This window comes from Blautia caecimuris (assembly GCF_024622975.1).
Lineage (GTDB): Bacteria > Bacillota > Clostridia > Lachnospirales > Lachnospiraceae > Blautia_A > Blautia_A caecimuris.
In genome coordinates this window covers 1-16,750 of sequence record NZ_JANJZT010000014.1, presented here as the reverse complement: position 1 = coordinate 16,750, position 16,750 = coordinate 1, and the positions used below count along the sequence as shown (strand labels likewise).

Annotated in this window: 13 protein-coding genes; 2 read left to right on the top strand and 11 right to left on the bottom strand. The window is 43.6% G+C overall.

What is annotated here, in order from left to right; genetic code table 11:
• Window positions 1–8 precede the first annotated feature (8 nt).
• Together NSA57_RS09985 and NSA57_RS09980 are read left to right on the top strand one after the other, a co-directional pair.
• Window positions 9–695: an ABC transporter ATP-binding protein gene (locus NSA57_RS09985; protein ID WP_257464757.1), complete on the top strand. Its 687-nt coding sequence runs from the start codon at window positions 9–11 to the stop codon at window positions 693–695.
• On the top strand, window positions 695–2,893 hold the full coding sequence (locus NSA57_RS09980) for an ABC transporter permease (protein WP_257464756.1): 2,199 nt from the start codon (window positions 695–697) through the stop codon (window positions 2,891–2,893). Before NSA57_RS09985 ends, NSA57_RS09980 begins: the two co-directional genes overlap by 1 nt.
• Window positions 2,894–2,936: 43 nt before the next feature.
• Here the strand turns inward: NSA57_RS09980 and xerD are convergent, their stop codons facing one another.
• From xerD to NSA57_RS09925, 11 genes are all read right to left on the bottom strand, one after another.
• Entirely contained in the window at window positions 2,937–3,821 is an 885-nt protein-coding gene (gene xerD, locus NSA57_RS09975) for a site-specific tyrosine recombinase XerD (protein WP_257464755.1), read from the bottom strand.
• 137 nt (window positions 3,822–3,958) lie between these two features.
• Window positions 3,959–4,612 carry a stage II sporulation protein M gene (locus NSA57_RS09970; protein WP_257464754.1) on the bottom strand — a complete coding sequence of 218 codons (654 nt, stop codon included), beginning with the start codon at window positions 4,610–4,612 and terminating at the stop codon, window positions 3,959–3,961.
• A 96-nt stretch (window positions 4,613–4,708) separates the two neighbouring features.
• Window positions 4,709–6,232, bottom strand: coding sequence for a ribonuclease Y (gene rny, locus NSA57_RS09965; RefSeq protein ID WP_390427213.1), 1,524 nt, complete (start codon window positions 6,230–6,232; stop codon window positions 4,709–4,711).
• Between the two features lie 122 nt (window positions 6,233–6,354).
• Window positions 6,355–6,855 carry a regulatory protein RecX gene (locus NSA57_RS09960; protein ID WP_306814083.1) on the bottom strand — a complete coding sequence of 167 codons (501 nt, stop codon included), beginning with the start codon at window positions 6,853–6,855 and terminating at the stop codon, window positions 6,355–6,357.
• Window positions 6,856–6,864: 9 nt separating this feature from the next.
• Window positions 6,865–7,935: a recombinase RecA gene (gene recA / locus NSA57_RS09955; RefSeq protein WP_257464753.1), complete on the bottom strand. Its 1,071-nt coding sequence runs from the start codon at window positions 7,933–7,935 to the stop codon at window positions 6,865–6,867.
• Between the two features lie 218 nt (window positions 7,936–8,153).
• On the bottom strand, window positions 8,154–8,915 hold the full coding sequence (locus NSA57_RS09950; RefSeq protein WP_257464787.1) for a prolipoprotein diacylglyceryl transferase: 762 nt from the start codon (window positions 8,913–8,915) through the stop codon (window positions 8,154–8,156).
• The gene (locus NSA57_RS09945) at window positions 8,905–9,666 is read right to left on the bottom strand and encodes an arginase family protein (RefSeq protein ID WP_257464752.1); all 762 of its coding nucleotides are present in this window, start codon (window positions 9,664–9,666) and stop codon (window positions 8,905–8,907) included. Before NSA57_RS09945 ends, NSA57_RS09950 begins: the two co-directional genes overlap by 11 nt.
• Before the next feature lie 130 nt (window positions 9,667–9,796).
• Window positions 9,797–10,660: a class II fructose-1,6-bisphosphate aldolase gene (gene fba, locus NSA57_RS09940; protein ID WP_022068725.1), complete on the bottom strand. Its 864-nt coding sequence runs from the start codon at window positions 10,658–10,660 to the stop codon at window positions 9,797–9,799.
• A 153-nt stretch (window positions 10,661–10,813) separates the two neighbouring features.
• On the bottom strand, window positions 10,814–11,596 hold the full coding sequence (locus NSA57_RS09935) for a hypothetical protein (RefSeq protein ID WP_257464751.1): 783 nt from the start codon (window positions 11,594–11,596) through the stop codon (window positions 10,814–10,816).
• 13 nt (window positions 11,597–11,609) lie between these two features.
• Window positions 11,610–12,863, bottom strand: coding sequence for a DUF5716 family protein (locus NSA57_RS09930; protein ID WP_173752401.1), 1,254 nt, complete (start codon window positions 12,861–12,863; stop codon window positions 11,610–11,612).
• A complete protein-coding gene (locus NSA57_RS09925) occupies window positions 12,860–16,405 on the bottom strand; it encodes a DUF5717 family protein (RefSeq protein ID WP_257464750.1) in 3,546 nt (1,181 codons plus the stop codon). The genes NSA57_RS09930 and NSA57_RS09925 overlap by 4 nt, the downstream gene beginning before the upstream one ends.
• Between the last annotated feature and the right edge of the window lie 345 nt (window positions 16,406–16,750).

Genomic DNA, 16,750 nt, shown 5'->3' with positions numbered 1-16,750 from the left:
CATCTGGCATGGAAATTTTAAAATGTGATTGTATCGGAAAAGTATATGGTTCTGGCGCTAATCAGGTCCGGGCTCTGGATAAAGTTAATTTATCAGTTGAAAAAGGTGAATTTGTTGCAATTATAGGGGCCTCCGGTTCAGGGAAGTCTACGCTTCTGCATATTCTGGGAAGTGTAGAAAAGCCTACTAAGGGGAAAGTTCTCGTAGACGGTATTGATATTTCTTCTATGAGCCGGACACAGGCAGCAATTTTTCGCCGCAGGAAGGTTGGGCTGGTTTATCAGTTCTATAACCTGATTCCAACCCTTACCATCCAGAAAAATATTTTAATGCCTCTTTTACTGGATAAGAAAAAAGTAAATCAGGAATATTTTGAGCAAATAGTAAATTCGTTAGGGATTTCAGACAAACTAGATTTTCTTCCAAGTCAGCTATCAGGCGGGCAGCAGCAGAGAGCTGCAATCGCCAGAGCATTGATTTACCGTCCTGCTCTCCTTTTAGCAGACGAACCCACAGGAAATCTTGATCAAAAAAATTCCAAAGAAATTATTGATATGCTCAAATTATCAAATCGTAATCTCAATCAGACAATTTTGCTGATTACCCATGATGAGAAAATCGCATTGGAAGCAGATCGCATAATAACCTTAGAAGACGGAAAAATCATCAGTGACAGGAGAGGACGGTGTGTATAATGTGGAAAGATTTTTCAGCTGGCTTTATTAAAAAGAATAAAGCCTCCAGCATATCCATTGTTACAGCAGCTTTTATCTCTGCTCTGTTTTTATCACTGATATGCAGCCTGTTTTACAACTTCTGGATTTACGAAATTGAACAGATCACAATAGATGAGGGCAGCTGGCAGGGAAGAATTTCCGGGATAGATGAATCAGATTTATCTATAATAAAAAATTTTTCAAATGTAGAAAAAGCTGAAATCAATAATACGTTATCAACAGAAAAAACTATTGTCGCTGATGTCTGGTTCCAAAATATAAGAACTGTCTATAAAGATATGCCATTGATAACCGAAAAGTTAAATCTTGACAGTACTGCCGCCTCTTATCATGAACTGCTGTTGTCAAGATACATGGTACACAATCCTCAGGATAATAGTCCGCCGCTTTTAATGGCCTTTTTTATTGCCTTATTACTTGTGGTATCTGTTTCTTTAATCCTGATTATACATAACTCTTTTGCAGTTTCTATGTATGCAAGACTCCATCAATTTGGAATATTGTCCAGTATCGGAGCCACGCCAGGGCAGATTTTTACCTGCCTCCTGCAGGAAGCTGCAATGCTCTGTATCCTTCCAATTTTAACGGGCAGTTTGCTTGGAATCGCAGGCAGTGCTTTGACAATAAAAATTATAAATTTTTTTGCACAGGAAATAGCAGGGCGACATAATGCCGTTTTTCAATATCACCCTGTTGTGTTTATGGCAACTATTTTTGTGTCAGTTTTAACTGTATTTATTTCTGCCTGCTTACCTGCAAAAAAATTAATTAAACTGACTCCTCTTCAGGCATTGCAGGGCACAGATGAACTACACTTAAAAAAGAAAAAGCATTCCTGCTTATTATGCAGGATATTTGGAATAGAAGGAGAATTGGCTGCCAATGCACTGAAAGCACAGAGTAAAGCGCTTCGTACTTCTCACCTTTCTCTTACCCTTTCTTTCTTAAGTTTTACTATAATGCTTTGCTTTTTCACTCTAGCAGATATCAGTACAAATTATACTTATTTTGAAAGGTATCAGGATGCCTGGGATATAATGGTAACCCTGAAAAACACTGATATTTCTGAGTTTCGTCAGGGAGAAGAGCTTAGAAATCTGCCAAATGTCAGAAACAGTCTTGTATACCAAAAAGCAATAGCTGAATGTTCCATACCGGAGACAGAAATCAGTGATGAGTTAATACATTTAGGAGGCCCGGAGGCTGTCACAGATAATTCTATAAATACAGAAAAATGCAGCTACTCTGTAAAAGCGCCAATCATCATTATAGATGATAAAAGCTTTGAGGAATATTGCAGACAATTAAATATTGTACCAAGGCTGGACGGAAGTATTGTGCTTAATCGTATTTGGGACAGCTTAAACAGCAATTTTCGCTATAAAAAATATATTCCTTTTGTAAAAAATCGCCAAAGAACCATCACCCTGCAAAACATTGAAAATACTGAGCTATCAGCAGATATTCCCGTTCTTGCTTATACGCAGGATCCTGTAACATTAAGAGAAGAATATGAGGATTATACATTAGTTCAATTTATTCCTTTGTCACTGTGGAAACAGGTATCAGGAGTACTCGGTCATGCTGAACCAGAGACATATATACGAATACTTGGAGCAGAAGAAGCAGCTCTTTCTGAACTAAATGAATTACAAAATGAAATTTTACAGACACTGTCTCCGAAAGATAACATTTCAATCGAAAACCGTATTCAGGAAAAAATATCTGATGCGACAATGAAGAAAGGAATGATTCTGATATTTGGAGCATTATGCGTTTTACTGGCTGCCATTGGCCTTGCCAACATTTTTTCCAACACTCTGGGATTTTTAAGACAGAGAAAACGAGAATTTATCAGATATGCTTCAATAGGAATGTCTCCAAAAAGTATGAAAAAAATGTTTGCTATTGAGGTATTAGTGATTGCAGGACGCCCTCTTGCCATCACAGCTCCATTGACTATAATTACAGTCGGTTTTATGATCACTGCAAGTTACTTAGACCCGATGGAATTTTTGAAAAAAGCACCATTTATTCCTGTTTTAATATTCTTTTTATTCGTCTTTGCACTTGTTGGTCTGGCTTACTATATAGGCGGAAGCAAACTTCTTAAAAGTGATTTAATTGATATTTTACGAAATGATACTATGATTTAATCTGTTAAAATACTTTGTGGAAATCGAAGGCACACCCCGGCATTCAGCTTCTGGGGTGTGCTTTCATGTAAACGTCTCTCATTTTTACAGTATCCAGTCCCAGATACATCTGGGTAGAAGAAATATCCGAATGGCCAAGCATTTCCTGTACGCTTTTGATATCTGCTCCATTTTGCAGCATATGGACTGCAAATGAGTGCCGAAGCGTATGAGGCGTAATATCCTTGTGGATTCCGGCGCTCTCCGCATATCCCTTAAGTACCTTCCAGAATCCCTGCCTGCTCATGGGCTTTCCGGAGCAGTTTGTAAAAAGAGCGGATTCTCTTTGATTCTTCACAAAAAAATCTCTCGCCTCATCCATATATTTCTGCAGCATATCACGGCTGACATTTCCAATGGGAATCACACGCTCCTTTCCATTGTCATGGCAGATCACATATCCAAAGCTTAAATTCACATCCTCTGTTTTAAGAGCCAGAAGCTCGCTGACACGCATTCCGGTAGCATAGAGAAGCTCCATCATAGCTTTATCCCTGATTCCCTTGCCTGTATGGGGATTAGGCTGACTGAGAAGCCTGTCTACTTCCTGTACAGTCAGAATTTCCGGCATTTTCTTTTCTATTCTGGGTGCTCTTAAATTCTCAGACGGGTCCTCAGAAACCACGCCTTTTTTAAACAGATAATGAAACAGAGCTCTGATAGATGCAATATTTCTGGATATGGTAGAAGATGCAAAGTCTGCGCTATGCATTTCACTTACATAAGCCTTCAGATCTGATTCTGTCACTTCGTCCGCATGAGCGATTCCCTGTTTTTCAAAATATGCAGCCATTTTTTTCAGATCCCTCTGATAGGAAACCTCTGTGTTTCCAGAAGTATTTTTTTCATTGTGAAGATATTCAATAAAATCATTGATAAGCTTTTCCATTTTTATCTCCGCCGTCCATTCCGCTTTTGAATTACTGTTCAATACGCCCAGATCATAAGTAGTGTATCATACATTATACACTGGTTTTTCCTAAAATCAAAGCACTTTTCACTCATCATTATTTCAGTATCGTTATTTCAAAAAAGCTCCAGGCTTTTCATCAGAACCTCCATAACCGGAGGATTGCACCAGGTTTCCAGCAAAATTCCTCCCATACAGACCACCGCGCATAAAAGAACGCGAAACGCATAGGAGGATACCTCTCCGGCAATCAGCCCACGGCTCTTCCAGATTTCCAGAGACTGCCGGTATATCAGCCACATCAGCCAGAAAAAGCAAGGAAAGTATAAGAGGTACTGAGGAAACAAGGCTCCCAGACCTACAATTCCGCCCTGAAGTCCAAACTGAAGAATGGACATAGTAAGAAGAAGCCCTGTGCGAACGCCCATATATAAAATTCCCATCACCGCCAAAGGCGCCCCGAATACAGACACTCCACAAAGGGCTGAAATCAGAAATACACTTCCCCTCATTTTAAGTACCTGCAGAAAATATTCGCCTTTGTCAAGGCTGTTGTCGGCAAAAGCTGCCAGCAGATACAGAGAAGCCGCTGTTTTCTGATGCCATTCATACTTCCACATTACATTTGGAATCACCACTCCTGCCAAAAATCCAAAAAAGAAAAGCCAGTACACAGGAAGGCTTCCCCTTCTGTACAGTTCCAGTCTTTTTTTCATATCCTCACCCTGTACCAGTTTACGGGACTTGCGTCCAAAATATGCCTGTGTCATTCACAGTCTTCCTTCGTACGCAAAAAGCCGTGTGAAATTTCTTTCACACGGCTTATATACTTCATTTAATGAACAATGGTGCATGACCTGTCAGAATTATTTCGCGTAGTCCACTGCTCTGCTCTCACGAATCACATTGACTTTAATCTGACCCGGGTATTCCAGTTCAGCTTCAATCTGCTTCGCAATATCTCTTGCCAGAAGGACCATATCTGCATCTGTTACATGCTCTGGTACTACCATTACGCGAATCTCTCTGCCCGCCTGAATAGCAAAGGACTTGTCTACTCCCTTGAATTCATTGGTGATATCCTCCAGCTGTTTCAGTCTGTTGGTATAGGTTTCCAGTGTTTCTCTTCTTGCGCCCGGCCTTGCCGCGGAAATCGCGTCAGCAGCCTGTACAATACATGCAACAAGAGATTCCGGTTCCACATCACCATGATGGGATGCAACTGTATTAATCACGACAGCAGATTCTTTATACTTCTTACAAAGATCCACTCCAATCTGAATATGAGATCCTTCTACTTCATGGTCAATGGATTTTCCAATGTCATGAAGAAGTCCGGCTCTCTTAGCCATACGGACATCCACGCCGATTTCACCTGCCAGGATTCCGGAAAGCTGTGCAACCTCAATGGAATGTTTCAATGCATTCTGTCCATAACTGGAACGGAATTTCATTCGTCCAAGAAGCTTCAGAAGCTCCGGATGGATTCCATGTACTCCTACGTCCATGGCTGCATTTTCGCCGTCTTCGCGAATCTGCACTTCCACTTCTTTCTGAGCCTTTTCCACCATCTCCTCGATTCTTGCCGGATGAATACGACCGTCAACAATCAGCTTTTCAAGAGCAACTCTTGCAACTTCTCTTCGGATCGGATCAAATGCAGAAAGAACAACAGCCTCAGGAGTATCATCAATAATCAGATCAACACCTGTCAGTGTTTCCAGAGTGCGGATATTTCGTCCTTCACGTCCGATGATCCTGCCCTTCATTTCATCGCTTGGAAGCTGTACCACAGAGATCGTTGTCTCTGATACATGATCCACAGCACATTTCTGAATGGCATTTACCACATATTCCTTGGCTTTCTTGCCTGCTTCTTCCTTTGCGCGGTTTTCAAGCTCTTTATAGAGTCTTGCCACATCCACCTTCACATCGTCTTCTACAGTTTTCAGCAACTCGTCTTTTGCCTGTTCGGAGGTCAGACCGGAAATTCTTTCCAGTTCCTGTACTCCCTTCTGTTCAAGCTCTTCTACTTTCTTTTCTCTTTTCTGCAGTTCAGCAGCTTTTGCTGTGCATTCAGTCTCACGCTTTTCTACGATATCCGCCTTTTTATCTACGGATTCTTCCTTGGATAAAACACGTCTCTCGTATTTTTGCAGCTCGTTTCTGCGTTCCTTGGTTTCTTTCTCCAGTTCATTTTTTGTTCGGAGAGATTCTTCCTTCACTTCCAATAAAGCTTCTCTTTTTTTTGTTTCAGCAGTTTTTAAAGCTTCATCTATGATGCTTCTTGCTCTGTCTTCTGCTGTGCCGACAACCTCGGCGTCCTTTTTTGCCTTATTTTCGACAGCAAGCTTGCAAGTAAGAGGAACCGCAATAAGCAGTGCGACCACTACAGCGACAATTACACTTATGATGATAGTTGTCACAGGAGCACCTCCTTATTTAGTTTTCATTGTACAAATACAACAATACAAGTTTATCTGTTTTTGAGAAATCTGTCAAGTTTTTCTACCTATTTGTTGCCATAATTTTTATGAAAACTAATTTCCATTTCCTCCAGAACAGAGGAAATTTCTCCCGGCCGGAAGCCCCGCCTTGCCAGATACCCGTACAGGCGGCGCATCTCCTTCTCATCCAGTTCTGTTACCGGACTGCATCGCTTTTCTATGGTGCGCCTCAGTATCATCCTCTCGTCAGGTTCCTCAAGGCTGCACGCCTGCTCCCACGCTTCAGAGACAGTCTCCCTGTCAATTCCTTTTGTATAAAGCTCCTGAAAGATCTTCTGCCGGCTTTTTTCATGAATACGATATGTAATATAATTCAATGCATATCTGCTGTCATTGATATATCCATAGCTTTTTACATAAGATACTGCGTCCAGAACCGCCTGCTCTGAAAAACCTGCCTGCAAAAGACGGTCGCTGAGTCCTTTCTCTGTCCGGTCCATACGTTCCAGAAGCTTCATGGCCTTTTTTCGCGCCTGTCTCTGTTCTTCCTGAATTTCCATCATCATACTGTCTTATCAGATCTCGTCAGCTTCTGCCGGGGAAGTGCTTTCTTTGTCTGCGCCTGCTGCTTCCGCCTCTCCCTCTTCTCCCGGAAGAAGATGGTAATGGATCCTTACCTTTTTTTCTATTTCTTCACATATTTCCGGATGTTCCTTAAGAAATACCTTTACATTCTCACGTCCCTGACCGATCTTTTCTCCCTGATAGGAATACCATGCACCACTTTTGTTTACCACTGAGCACTCTGCCGCCAGGTCGAGGATCTCTCCCTCTCTGGAGATTCCGGTTCCGAACATAATGTCAAACTCTGCCTGTTTAAACGGCGGAGCAACCTTATTCTTTACTACTTTTACTTTTGTATGATTTCCCACCATTTCTCCGCTCTGCTTCAGAGTTTCGCCTCTTCTGACATCAAGACGTACCGATGCATAAAACTTCAGAGCGCGTCCGCCTGTAGTTGTCTCCGGATTTCCGAACATAACTCCAACCTTCTCGCGAAGCTGATTGATAAAAATAACCACACAGTTGGATCTGCTGATCACAGCAGTCAGCTTACGGAGAGCCTGTGACATCAGACGGGCATGAAGGCCTACATGGCTGTCTCCCATCTCTCCCTCGATCTCTGCCTTGGGAACCAGGGCTGCAACAGAGTCCACGATTACAATATCCAGAGCGCCGGAGCGCACCATAGTCTCAGTGATCTCCAGAGCCTGTTCTCCGTTATCCGGCTGCGAAATATAAAGATTGTCGATATCCACACCGATATTTTTTGCATAAACAGGATCAAGCGCATGCTCCGCATCAATAAATCCCGCAATTCCGCCGCGTTTCTGAACCTCTGCAACCATATGCAGGGCAACGGTTGTTTTACCACTGGATTCCGGTCCATAGATCTCAACAATACGTCCCTTGGGCACGCCGCCTACTCCAAGGGCAATATCAAGCCCCAGAGAGCCGGTAGGAATCGTCTCTACATGCATATGAGCCCCCGATTCTCCCAGTTTCATAACAGAGCCCTTTCCATACTGTTTCTCAATATGTGAAAGCGCGGATTCCAGTGCCTTCTGCTTCTCTTCATTTATCATAATCTCAATTCTCCTTATCGCTGTTCTTTATTGATTTCGCAAACTTATGTTCGTTTTTATATGTACATGCTATTATAATTTGCCCTTATTGTCAAGTAAAAGTTTTCGACAAAAAATACAGGTTCCTTTGCTTAAAGAACCTGCACCTTTTATTCTCTGCAAATTGCAGCTGCATATGAGTTTTACTTTTCTGTATGTCCGAAGTATAAACTGAACACCTATTTTCTTCCGGCCTTTACGGTTGTAAACCAGAGCATAGCAAGCCCTGCAGCCATTATAAAAATACTGATAAACTGAGACGTGGACAGAGCTCCCACACTTCCTCTGATCAGATCTCCTCTGAAAAATTCCAGTATAAACCGCCCTGCGCTGTAAAAGATCATATAGCAGGCAGCTACCTGTCCGTCTGCCTTTTTGTTCCGGGCAATCCAGAGAAGGATTGCGAAATGCACGAAATCAAGCACACTGGAATAAATCTGAGTGGGAACCAGAGCCACACCATTAGGGGCGAAATCAGAATCATGAAAAGTAATGGACGGCCATCCGGAGGTTTCTTTTCCGTAGCAGCAGCCTGCCAGAAGGCAGCCGATTCTTCCAAATCCCTGAGCCAGAGCCACAGACGGGATCATAAGGTCAAAATATTTCAGGAAATTCAGTTTTGTTATCCTGCTGTACAGCCAGCCTGCGATAATTCCTCCTATAATTCCTCCATAAACAATAAATCCATCTGTCATTGTCCTTAAAATAAAACCCGGATCTGCTGCAACCTCTTTCCATTCTGTGATCCAGAACAAAAGCTTGGCGCCCAGAAGTCCTCCCACCAGACACCACAACACCAGAAAAAATATCTGGTCTGTATCTGCACGGTATTTTTTTGCCCGGTATTCTGCTGTCAGCCACGCCGCAAACACACCCACTGCGATCATAAAACCATAGCTGTACACAGTAAAAGGTCCAATGGTAAAAAGCTCATTTTTCATGGGAATCCCTCCAGTCTTTCCATACATTCAGCAACATCCCGTTTACCCTGTCATTACAGGTTCCGTCTTCTTCGGCATCGTATTCTCCGCATACGTCCATTCCCGCAGGCTCCTGCCGCCTGCACAAAGCCCTGATATAAGATTCCAGTTCCTCTGCCGTCATATCTCCCTGGCTCCATGCAGTCATGGCGTCTCCGGGACGGAGCACGTCCTTATCTACAGAAATATAAAGGGGAAGATTATCGGAAATCTCCTCAAAAAAAGTTTTCTTTTCCTGTTCCGTCATCTCCTGCAGATCTTCCCTAGAAAGGAAACGGACCTTGTTTCTGATCTCTCCTTCCGTCTGTTCATAAGCCTCTCTGTCCGGTCCCACAAGCACAAGCTCCTGCAGAAACGGAAGGGCCTTTAAAGCCTCTGCCGCCCATCCTCCGCAGGACAGAAGCCCTCCGAATGCAGGCGGCTGCATGTCCGTGTGATTGTCAAATACAAGCAGGCAAAATGGCGTGTGTACTTTTTTCAGCCAGAGCAGGCTCATATAATGATAGTTCCCAGAATCCACAAAATGAATGCCTTTTACCGGCAGATCTGCAATTTTCTTTTCCAGTATTTCCTGAGCTTCCCCGTCACAGTAGCAGTTGCACCCGGAAAGCCCCTGCACATCCACCCAGGAAATTTTTTCTTCCCTATAAAATTCCTGTTCCTTATAAACTCCGGTAAAATTCATTAAAACTATTTCATTCTTTTCTGTCATAGAATCTTTCCTGTCGTAAAACATGTCTTAAAACAATGAAAAAGAGCTGCCGTACCTGACAGGAACAGCACTTCTCTGAACCAGTTCAATACCGCAGCTCTTTTATAAATTATTTATATCGCACTTTTATTCAGGCTTTGTCAATAGAACCGAAAAGCTCCATTTTTTCTTTTACAGTTGCCTTGATTGCTTCAAATCCCGGAGCAAGAAGTTTACGCGGGTCAAATCCTTTGCCCTGCTGATCTTTGCCTTCTTCGATGTATTTACGTGTAGCTTCTGCAAAAGAGATCTGGCACTCTGTATTTACGTTGATCTTGGATACGCCAAGGTCAATAGCTTTTTTGATCATGTCAGCCGGGATTCCTGTGCCGCCGTGAAGAACCAGAGGCATATCTCCTGTAAGCTGCTGAATTGCATCCAGAGTCTCAAAGCTTAATCCAGCCCAGTTTTCCGGATATTTTCCGTGAATGTTTCCGATACCTGCTGCCAGGAAATCGATTCCCAGATCTGCAACCATCTTACATTCTTTCGGGTCTGCGCACTCGCCCATACCTACAACGCCGTCTTCCTCGCCGCCGATAGAGCCAACTTCTGCCTCAAGAGACATTCCGTGCTCAGCAACGATTTTAACAAGCTCTTTTGTTTTTTCAACGTTCTCTTCGATGGGATAATGAGAACCGTCAAACATAATGGAAGTAAATCCTGCCTCTACACATTTCAGACATCCTTCATAGCTGCCGTGATCCAGGTGAAGAGCAACCGGAACAGTAATGTTCAGTTCTTCGATCATTCCTTTTACCATACCAACAACAGTTTTATAGCCTGCCATATATTTTCCGGCACCTTCGGAAACACCAAGAATAACCGGAGAGTTATTTTCCTGAGCTGTTAAAAGGATCGCCTTTGTCCACTCAAGGTTGTTGATGTTGAACTGTCCTACTGCATAATGGCCTTCTTTAGCTTTTTTCAGCATTTCTGACGCGTTTACTAACATGATAATTCCTCCTAATCTTTTGCGGGAGCAGACATTCGTCTCTCCCGAAATATAATCTTAGTTTACCAGATTCATTTCATTTCGTCTACTGTTTTGTTCAAATATTCACGCCCCGGCGTTACTGCTCGCTCCGTTCCCGGCGCCTGAAAACAGTTATGACCCGGTTCCTCTGTGATATTCTCCAGTAAACTTTTCCAGAAGAGCATCTGTTTTTTCTTTTTCCACTGTGATCCCCGGTTTTGCCGCAAAAACCCTGAGAACTTCTGCCACCTCGCTCATAAGCTCATCGTCTGCTCCCAGTTCCCTGGCCTGAGCTTTATACTTTTCCTCTGTCCGCACACTGTGCAGCGCCAGAAGGCAGGTTTTCAGAGCCTGTCTTTCGCCGCCCGATTCCCATTCCTTTCTGAAATACTCCAAGGCCTTTTCCATCTGGAAAAGGTAGCTGAAAGCACAGCCCAGATTGTGGCATACTTTTGCAGTAAGCCCCTGTCCATATTCTTCCAGATCATTTTCCTCAAGAAGCTTCTGATAAACCTGAATGGCATGAACGTACATACCGTTTTCCATCAGAGCGTCGCCTTTTTGTTTTTCTCTGACCTGGCGGGATTCTCTGTCAAGCTTCTGTATCCTGGCATTCAGAACCTTCAGCTCCTCATAGGTCAGATAATTGATCTCCTTAAAAACAGGATAAAGAACATCCTCCAGACTGGAAAATTTTCCAAGATTCGCTCTCAGCCTGGCGGCAAGCCCCGGAAGATTCAGTTCATCCTGAAGCCAGAGACACAGTCTTTCATTCATCACAGTATCATCAATCAGATAAAGATTGTGAAAAAGATAGTAACACAGTTCTTCCAGAGTGTAGATATTTGTGCTGATATTCTCAATAAAATACGGAGAATCCGCAGTTTTTGTCTGACATAAAATGTATCCGCTCAATGACTCTCCTCCTTTACCACTGTACGATTTCTTCCCATTCTTTTCCGCTGGAAGGGAACATTTCTCCAAAACCAAGATCCTTTACTGTAATCCTGCACTCTTTTCTGGATATATACTGAAGTTTTAATAAAAGTCTGGTCGTTTTATTGGGGCGCTTGGGAAGCCCTGTCAAAAGCATTCCCATTCTCTTTTTTTCTGTTTCTCCCATGGTTCCCACCACAAAAACAAGTTCTTCTGTATTGTCCAGGATCAGCTGGCAGCAGGCTCTGCTTTCATACCAGTTATTTCCTGCCTCCAGAAGAGGATAATAGGCAGGCGCCCCCATAACCCTCATCTCCATCCCCACGTCTTTGAGCACAAGGGAGCTTCCCAGATACCGATAGCCTTTCAGCCTTTTATTAATCAGCTTTTCCGCGCCTGCGCCGCAGGCTCCTGCCGCAAAAAGATTGTTTCCAAAAAACACCTTTCGTTTCTGATAGCAAAGCAGCTTAACAGATTTCACAGCCCACTCCTGGTCAAATCCCTCGCCATTGATCTGAATACTGGAATAAAGATCCGTACCAAGAGTTTCCTTTACAAATTTATAAAAATCCTCATCTCTTTCCTGCGCAGGCTGTCTCAGCTTTGCTTCTACAGGATTTTCCAGCCTTACAAATACAGGTCTGGTTCCCGAGCTCATAACAAGCTTCCGAAAAACAACCTTATCCTTGCTGAAGCTGTACCACCCCACGCTTCTGTTCCAGGTTTCCACCTTCTGGGTAAGCACATAATAATAAAAGCTCTCTTCATAATCCAGAAGACTGAACTGGTCCTCAGAAAGTCCCAGAAATTCTGCTGCCTTCTGAAGATTCTCCACCTGGATCGAATCCATGGTCTCCATGGTAACGGTCAGAGATTTTATATTTTTTTCCACTTCCATGACTCCCGGAAATTTCAGCATTCCTCTGAGAAAAAGCCCCAGAATCTCCCAGGGTTCTCTATCCTCGCCGGCCACATGAACTTTTTCCCGGCTCATGGACACTGCATAAAGATCCTCCAGCAGAAATCCGCCTTTTTCTCTGGCAAAATATTCCGCTTCCAGGCCAATACAGTATTCTTCCTGATCTGTGTCCGTCCTCCTGCACAGACAGGTGGGAGTTTCATAGAGACTGCTTCCCACCTTTACAGGCAGGGAACGCGCCTCCTCCGCCTTCCGGTCATAGTAACAGATCTGTGAATATTTTTTTCCAAAATCAATACCAATGATCAAATCCCGTGTTTCATTCATTTTTCCTGTTCCTTTTCTATGGCAAACATTTCTTTCACATACTGTTCCTGACGCAGATAACGCTTCAGTCCTTTTTCAACCTCATGTTTTTTTCCAAGCCTTCTTGCAGACAGAAGCTGATTCAGAAGCTGATATTTGCTGCCCGGAATTCCTTCTATCTTTTTCATGGTAACGGTTCGCTCTACAGTTTCCCTTACCTCTCCGTTTCTTTCAATATGGAAGTAATAATGCAGGGTTTCCCCGTAAAACAGTGTAAATGTTTTTGTAAAAATACCCTCATACATTTCTTTTAACGGTTCGCTTTTATATTCCCGTTCCCCTCCAAGTCCGGCATCCAGAGCGTAGCGAAGAGTTACCTTCGCCTCCGGATGAGCATGACATTCCACAAAAGTCTTGTCATCTAACTGCCACAGGCCGAGAAGCTCCGCAGGCAGCCTCCTGAAAAATCCAAATACCAGCTGATCTCTGGCACATTCTTCCAGAATTTCCTCTGCTATTTTGCGGTGCCTAGTTTTCATGTGCTTTTCTTTTGAAATGTCCATCAAAAGCGCAAGTCTGCATATCCTGTTCACCGGCCAGTGGTTTTCCCATGCATATTCCAGACGCTGTCTGATAAACCGTGTCATAGGGTATTCCTTTACAAAAATCCCATAAGCCACCTGAGTAAGATAAGCCCCTGTGATCCGCTCTTTGCCTGACTGTTTCACATAAGATTCCAGAACTCTTTCTCCCTCTTTGCGGTAATCAGATGTAAACATCAGAAGAGAAAGGATTCTTTCTTCCAGATCATAGGTGTCCATCTCAAAGCCTTTTGCGCTTTTCCATATGGAAAGAAGCTCGTCAACCGGCCCGAAGCGGTAAAGCATCTGATAATGAAGGATTACCTCATCATATTTCCCCCGTCGGTACACCTCGGACGCCAGAGAAAGCAGCTCATCATCCTCTGCCATATCTGCTTTCAATATCATCCGGCTTGTAAGCTTGAGAAGACTGCCAAGCTCCAGACCTTCATAACCAAATTCCTCCACAAGCCCCATAGCCTGCCGGAACATTCTTCTGGAAATCAGTATTTCCAGAAGCTTTGCACAGTCTACTTCTGCATATTCCCAGTAATCCATTTCATGCAGATACCTGTCCAGATCTTCCCCCTGAATATGTTCTGAATAATAGTCAAGGAGCTGTTTTCTTATGCTTTTTCTGTACTCATCTGTACATGCAGGAGACTCTGACAGTTTCTGAAAATATTCCAGATTCTCTGCACACATTTTTTCCTTTTCACAATAATAAAGAAGAACTCCCGGATCCCATGCTCCCAGCTTCAGGAATTTCGCAGCAGCCTGACTGTCGTCTGTAAGCTTTTTCAGATTATAATGTACGGTTGACATATACCGTCTCTGATTTTCATCTTCAAACAGGATCACAGCATCATCTGTATAAATCCTCGGATATGCCACTCCCTGTATGCATGGATAAACCTCTTCCTTTTTCATCTGACTATGGCAGACGATCACTCTGCGGATTTTTTTGTCATCACAGTAAAGGCGGTAGGTAAAAAGCTTTCCGGCAGCCAGCTCCGCCTCTTCTCCGGTCTGTGGATCCAGCAGAAATTCCTGATAGACAACCGCATAGTTTTCGTCCATATGCCCTTCTGCAATTTTTGCCCGGGCAAATTTTTCCATAGTATCCCGGTAGCTTTCATAAACCTGGGGCTCCTTCTCTTTGCAGGTGATCACACTTGCATAGACAAAGGCCTTCCGGCTGTCGCCAAGGGTATTGTCATTGTAGTTAAAATACATCAGAAGAGGCTTGGGCAGCTCTCTCTGATAGGAGATATCCATAGTCTCCACATAATATTCATACAGCCTTGTAAGCCGCAGCCCCTGCTGGACTGCCAGAGAAAACCAGCGGAAATATTCCGGCTTGTGGGGATTTCCCTTCATCACATATTTGCACACTGCTTCCAGAACATCCTCGGAAGGAAATTTTTCATAGCCTGCCACAAGAGCCTGATACAGACTTCCGGAAAAATTCTTCTCATATCCGGACAGATAAGCCATACGCATAACCAGCTCTTCTGTAAGCAGGCCTCTTTTTCCCGCAAAGCAGAACACCTGGATCCAGAACGGACTGAGCCTGTGAAAAAGTGTGATATCCTCGCTGATCCACTTCCAGGCTTCCATATAAAGAAGAGGACTTGTGCAGCCTCTTTCAAACTGTTCTTCCATCATAAAGATTCCCTCTGAGGGAAGATTTTTATAGCCGCCGTCCATCTGAAGAAGAATCCATAGCAGCTGGAAACTGTCCGCTTTCTGCATATGAAGATTCTGGATCCGCCATACTGCCTGAGCCTTGTCTTTGTAAAGCCCTGTAAGAGTACAGAGATAAAGATAAACGCCGGCAAGCTCCAGTTCATCTCCTGAAAATTCCTTATTCTGATACTTTTTAAGGATTTCTGACGCTTCCTCATCCCGTCCTTCCAGATGACAGATATACGCCTCATACATCTGATATTCCGGATAATCACAGCCGGAAGCACGGAGCTGGTTCAGAATAAAACGGGTGCTTCCGATCCAGGTCTTAAAGTCCATTATGCCTTCCCGGTACTCCAGATAGTCTTTTACCATGGAAGCTCTGTGTTTTTTTTCTTCCGCCTTTACATCTGCCCTGATCCTTGGCCCTCTGGACGCCATGATCTCATAGACCAGCTTCTGATACGGGCTTCTCACAATGATCCTGCCTGTCTGATTTCCGTCTTTCAGCCTGTCCGCATGGATCACATATTCAATACGGCAGGTGCTTCCGATAAATTCTTCCTGGGTGATCACCCGGCGCTCCACTTCCAGAAAATCGCCATGAGGCTCTATATCCAGACGCAGATGCCCCCAGCCGCTTTTTTGTATATCAAAGGATTCCTGTACTGATTCCCTTATCTCATAAAATTCATTTCTGACTGTTTTCAGGGAAACAGATACCGGTTCCTTTTCCTTTAAGCCCACAAAAAATTCTTCCAGATTCTGATAGGTGACAGGCTGATGAGAAAGCCCTGCATAAAGAGCTTTTTGTCTGTTGTCTGCCTTTTCCATCATCTCCGGAAAACATTTATCATTAAAAAGGCGATATGCCTCCCGGAAATCTTTTTTTGCGATTTCCCGGAAGGCTTCCATATTTTTTATTTCTTTCTGTGTATTTCTGAAGCTGTCCTTTTCCGCATGGATTTCAAAAGGAATTTTGTATTCTCCTGCACTGGAGGTAATACACAGCCATCCGCTGCACTGATCTCCGGGCTTCATTCCTGTTCCGTCCACTCCATAAGGTATGCAGACTGTTGTACCGGAAAACCTGCTGCTTCCGGGAACAAATCTGCGGCTGGACGACGTCACATAGCCCTGGATCTTTTCGTTTTCCTCTGTTCCAAGATAGAGTTCTCCCCTGACAGTCTTGCCTGCCTCCAGGGAAATCTCCAGCCGTTCCTGAGAAAAAAGAAGAGGCGGCTGCCCGTATCTGAATTTTCCACTCAGTAATTGTTCAATCTTTCTCTTCAATATGGTTCACCTTTTTTTCCTTTTATCTGTGATGCGTTTTTATATCTCGCGTAAAATGAATACTCGCTTTACTTTTTCAACTCGATTTCTATTATACACTACTATGGGAACAGGCGCAAGAAAGTATCAAACTCTCCTGCGCCTGTCATTTTTTGCACTGTTGCTGTTCAATGGACAAGGTCAGGTATGCCAGCCGCTTCGCCAGCGCTTTTCGCAGGCAGTTCAGCTTTAATCCATCAGAATGCACTTCTGTAAACACAAAAAATTCAATCACGACCACCGGCTTAGCCGGTGGTTTGCTTTGACCCTATAAGGGTCTATTACCGGCACTGGAGTCTAAAGACT